The sequence below is a fragment of the Acidovorax sp. KNOB132 genome, assembly GCF_057541515.1.
The window spans coordinates 1-4684 of sequence record NZ_BAAJYT010000269.1 but is presented as its reverse complement, the minus strand read 5'-3'; the positions used below and the strand labels follow the sequence as shown (position 1 = coordinate 4684).

Here is a 4684-nt window from a genome sequence, read left to right as displayed (position 1 = left end):
TCGTGCGCACCGTGTGGATGACGCTCGACGAGATCCGCTGCTGCGCGGACCGCCACCGCAGCCCGCTGGTGATGGAGTGCATCGAGGACTACCTGGCCGGCAAGCGCTACCCGCTGGAGCTGATCCACACCGACGCCAGCGTGCTGCAGCCGCGCTGACCCGGGCGGGCCGCACGGCGCCCGCCACCGCCGCGTTTTTGGCCCGTATCGCCTCCAATGCCGGCGGATTGATTGCCCTTGTTGCTCACTTTTCAATAGCATTTTGGTAGTTGCGATGGATGTGACGTTGCACGCCCCCCTGCATGGCGGCCCGGACGCCCTGGGCGTGCCGCTGCACGACTTTTCCACCAACAGCAACGCCTGCGGCCCGTGCCCTAGCGTGGTTGAAGCGCTGCGCCATGCCGACGCCCGGCACTACCCCGACCCGGCCTATACCGCGTTGCGCGAGCACCTGGGCGCCTTCCACGGCGTGGCGCCGGCGCGCATCGTGATCGCGGGCAGCGCGAGCGAATTCATCCACCGCATCACCGCCTTCGCCGCCCGGCGGGGCGAGCGGGCCGTGGCGGTGCCGGCGCATGGCTATGGGGACTACACGCGCGCGGCGCAGGCCTGGGGGCTGGATGTGCGGCGCGCCGCGCCCGGTGCAGGCCAGGCAGGCACCGGCCTGTTCTGGGCGTGCGATCCCTCCAGCCCGCTCGGCACGCCCGACCTCGAGCTGGCCGCCTGGGGCCGGCCCGGAGCGCAAGACGGCGCACTGCGCGTGCTCGACTGTGCCTACGCCCCCCTGCGCCTGGACGGTGCCGCCCCCCCCCATGCCCGCCAACGCCTGGCAGTTGTGGACGCCCAACAAGGCCCTGGGCCTGACGGGCGTGCGCGCGGCCTACGCCATTGCGCCGCAGGCGCAGCCGTCGCAAGACCTGGCCGCGCTGCGGTCGCTGGCGCCATCGTGGCCCATCGGCGCCCATGGCGTGGCGTTGCTCACGGCATGGACCCTTGCCTCCCCCCAGCGCTGGCTGCGCGACAGCCTGGACGCGCTGCGCGCCTGGAAGGCGGAGCAGCAGGCGCTGTGCGAAGCGCTGGGCTGGGCCGTCGTGCCCGGGAGCCTGGCCAACTACTTCGTGGCACGGCCTGGGGTGGATGACCTGCCGGCGGCCCTGCAGCGGTTGCGAGCCCACGGCATCAAGCTGCGCGACGTCACGTCGTTCGGGCTGCCGGGGCAGGTGCGCCTGGGCGTGCTGCCGCCGGGTTCCCAGCAGGCGCTGCGCCAGGCCTGGATCGGCTGACTGCCGCTACCATCCCCGCCTCACCCGCGACCGCTCGAAGGAAGCCGCTCCGCCATGCGCACCATCACCGTCAGCCGCTACGTCACGCCCCTGCGTGAGGGCGGCTCCATGCCCGCCGTCGTCGAGGGTGACGACCTGGGCCTGTATGTGCTCAAGTTCCGTGGCGCGGGGCAGGGCGTGCGGGCCCTGCTCGCCGAGATGATCGCCGGGGGCATCGCCCGCGCGCTGGGCCTGCCCGTTCCCGAGATCGTGCTCGCGCAGTTGGACGTGGCCCTGGCGCAGACCGAGCCGGACCCCGAGATCCAGGACCTGATCCGTGCCAGCGGCGGCCTCAATGTGGGGCTGGACTACCTCTCGGGCGCCGCGAACTTCGACCCGGCGGTGGATGCGGTCTCGGACGACTTCGCCTCGCGGCTGGTCTGGTTCGATACGCTGGTGGGCAACGTGGACCGCACGGCGCGCAACACCAACCTGCTGGTGTGGCACCGCAACCCGTGGCTCATCGACCATGGCGCGGCGCTCACTTTCCACCATGCGTGGAACGGCACGGTGGCCGTGCCCGCCAAGCCCTTCGCCCCCATTGCCGACCACGTGCTGCTGCCCCGCGCCACCGCGCTGGCCCAGGTGGATGCGGAACTGGCCGCGCGCCTCACGCCCGCCGTGCTGCAGGGCGTGCTGTCCGAGGTGCCCGATGAATTCCTGCAATTGGCCGGTGCCGACCACGCCGAAGGCCCGTTGACCGCGACCGGCACCCACCGGCAGGCCTACGCGGATTACTTCGCCGCACGGCTGGCCGGGCGCGGCGCCTGGCTGAAAGGAGCGATCGATGCACGCCGCTGATGTGTACGACTACGCCATCGTGCGCGTGGTGCCGCGCGTGGAGCGCGAAGAATTCATCAATGCCGGCGCCATTCTTTCGTGCCAGCGCACGGGCTTCCTTCAGGCCGCCATGGCACTGGACGAGGCGCGGCTGCTGGCCCTGGACCCTGCGGCCGACCTGGACACGGTGCGCCGGCACCTGGCGGCCATCGTCGCCATCTGCGCGGGCGACACGGGCTGCGGGCCCATCGCGCAGATGCCTTACCGATCGCGCTTTCACTGGCTGACCGCGCGGCGCAGCGGGATCATCCAGACCTCGCCGGTGCACACCGGGCGCTGCACCGATGCGGGCGCGGCGCTGGAGCACATCATGGACCGCATGGTGCGCCCGCTGGTTTAAGGGGTGTTCGCCAAAGGGGCGGCGCCGGGCATGGTCCCCGCCCCGTGCTGCCGTGCGCGCTGGTGTGCGGCCTTGGCTGACAGGCGGACGGGCGCATGGCGCGGGTCCCGCGCGGGCGATGCGCCGAAGAATGGCCGTTTACGCGCCTGCCGTGCGATGCCCTCTCCAGCGGAATGCCATCGCGGCGTGTCCGTCGAGGCAGGCCTGGCATCGCCAGCAGCGCATTCACCCCCACACGAAAGGAAACCCCATGGCCCAGCCACCGTCCTCCACTCCGCTGCAGCGCTTCACGGACCAGGTCGTCATCGTCACCGGAGCGGGGTCCGGCATCGGCGCTGCTACGGCACGGCGCTTTTCGCAGGAGGGTGCCAAGGTGGTCATCGCCGACCTCAGCGACGACAAGCTGGCGGCGACGCGCGCCGACCTGCCGGCCGACCGCACGCTCGCCCATCCGGCCGACGTCTCGAAGTTCGACGAAGTGCAGGCCCTCGTCGAAGCCACGGTGGAGCGATTCGGCCGCCTCGACGTGATGGTCAACAACGCCGGCATCGCCGTGCAGGGCAAGGTCATGGAAGCCAGCCTGGAAGACTGGCACCGCATCCTCGCGACCAATGTCTCGGGCGTTTTCCACGGCGCGCGCGCGGCCCTGCCGCACCTGCTCAAGACGCGGGGCTGCATCGTCAACACCTCGTCCGTCTCCGGCCTGGGCGGCGACTGGGACATGAGCTTCTACAACGCCTCCAAAGGCGCGGTCTCCAACTTCACCCGTGCCTTGGCGATGGACCACGGCAAGGACGGCGTGCGCGTCAACGCCGTGGCGCCCAGCCTGACCTTCACGGGCATGACGCAAGACATCAAGAACGATCCGGAGCAACTGAAGAAATTCGCCGAACGCATTCCCCTGGGCCGCGGCGCGGAGCCCGAGGAGATCGCGGCGGTGATTGCCTTCCTCGCCAGCCCGGATGCGAGCTTCGTCACCGGCGTGGTGCTGCCGGTGGATGGGGGCGTGTCCGCATCGAACGGCCAGCCGGTGCAGTGAGCGGCGGCGCGGACGCGCAGCCGCTTGCGCGGCGTTGAAAAAACGCGGGCGGGGCAGGGGACAATACGGCCTCCGCTTTCCAAGCTGCGTCCGTGCCCTTTGCCGCCTTCGCTTTTCCTGGCCCCGCCACCGCCTGCCAAGGCACCCTCGTCCCTGCCCGGCAGGGCACGGGTGGCGCCGGGCGCTGACATGGCGGCGCGCTGCGTCATGGTGCTGGGCACGACCAGTGGCGCCGGCAAGAGCTGGCTGGCCACGGCCCTGTGCCGCTGGTACAGCAACCAGGGCCTGAAGGTCGCGCCGTTCAAGGCGCAGAACATGAGCAACAACGCGCGCGTGGTCGCCGGGCCGGGTGGCGGCCACGGCGAGATCGGCAGCGCGCAGTATTTCCAGGCCCTGGCGGCGCGTGCCGAGCCCGATGTGCGCATGAACCCGCTGCTGCTCAAGCCGGAGGCCGATACGCGCAGCCAGGTGGTGCTGATGGGGCAGGTGAGCGAGGAGCTGTCCGCATTGCCCTGGCGCGGCCGCAGTGCGCGCGTGTGGCCGCAGATCGCCGCCGCGCTCGATGCGCTGCGCGCCGAGAACGACGTGGTGGTGATCGAAGGCGCGGGGTCCCCCGCCGAGATCAACCTGCAAGCGAGCGACGTGGTCAACCTGCGCGTGGCGCGGCATGCGGGCGCGAGCTGCCTGCTCGTCACCGACATCGACCGGGGCGGCGCCTTCGCCCACCTGTACGGCACCTGGGCCCTGGTGCCCGAGGACGAGCGCGCGCTGATCCAGGGCTTCGTGCTCAACAAGTTCCGGGGCGACGCGGCGTTGCTGGCCCCCGCGCCCGAGATGCTGCAACAGCTGACCGGCGTGCCCACCGTGGCCACCATCCCCATGCAGTGGCACCATGGCCTGCCCGAGGAAGACGGGGTGTTCGACGATGCCGCGCGCGCCAGCGGCGTGGTGCACACGACCATCGCCGTGGTGGCCTACCCGCGCATCAGCAACCTCGACGAATTCCAGCCCCTGAAGGCCGTGCCGGGCGTGCGGCTGCTGTGGGCGCGCAGCCCGGCTGACGTGGCGGGGGCCGACTGGATCGTGCTGCCCGGCTCCAAGGCCACGGCGGCCGACCTGGCCTGGCTGCGCGCGCAGGGGCTGG

The 4684-nt window shown here is 71.4% G+C and carries 4 protein-coding genes and 2 pseudogenes; all 6 read left to right on the top strand.

Annotation, left to right across the window (positions count from 1 at the left end; translation table 11 throughout):
- A pseudogene (locus AC27IO_RS20640) lies at positions 1-158 on the top strand (NUDIX hydrolase); the annotation flags it as partial.
- Positions 159-273: 115 nt separating this feature from the next.
- A pseudogene (locus AC27IO_RS20635) lies at positions 274-1282 on the top strand (aminotransferase class I/II-fold pyridoxal phosphate-dependent enzyme).
- Between the two features lie 54 nt (positions 1283-1336).
- Positions 1337-2122, top strand: a complete 786-nt coding sequence (locus AC27IO_RS20630) for a HipA family kinase (RefSeq protein ID WP_498740514.1) — start codon at positions 1337-1339, stop codon at positions 2120-2122.
- Positions 2109-2501 carry a DUF3037 domain-containing protein gene (locus AC27IO_RS20625; RefSeq protein WP_284428858.1) on the top strand — a complete coding sequence of 131 codons (393 nt, stop codon included), beginning with the start codon at positions 2109-2111 and terminating at the stop codon, positions 2499-2501. The genes AC27IO_RS20630 and AC27IO_RS20625 overlap by 14 nt, the downstream gene beginning before the upstream one ends.
- 250 nt (positions 2502-2751) lie before the next feature.
- Positions 2752-3540, top strand: a complete 789-nt coding sequence (gene budC / locus AC27IO_RS20620) for a meso-2,3-butanediol dehydrogenase (protein ID WP_498740512.1) — start codon at positions 2752-2754, stop codon at positions 3538-3540.
- A gap of 189 nt (positions 3541-3729) precedes the next feature.
- Positions 3730-4684: cobyric acid synthase (locus tag AC27IO_RS20615; protein WP_498740511.1), on the top strand; the 955-nt coding region annotated here is incomplete at its 3' end.

Coding starts and splice junctions, on each gene's coding strand:
- budC (WP_498740512.1), top strand. CDS start 2,752: ATGGCCCAGCCACCGTCCTCCACTCCGCTGCAGCGCTTCACGGACCAG.
- AC27IO_RS20625 (WP_284428858.1), top strand. CDS start 2,109: ATGCACGCCGCTGATGTGTACGACTACGCCATCGTGCGCGTGGTGCCG.
- AC27IO_RS20630 (WP_498740514.1), top strand. CDS start 1,337: ATGCGCACCATCACCGTCAGCCGCTACGTCACGCCCCTGCGTGAGGGC.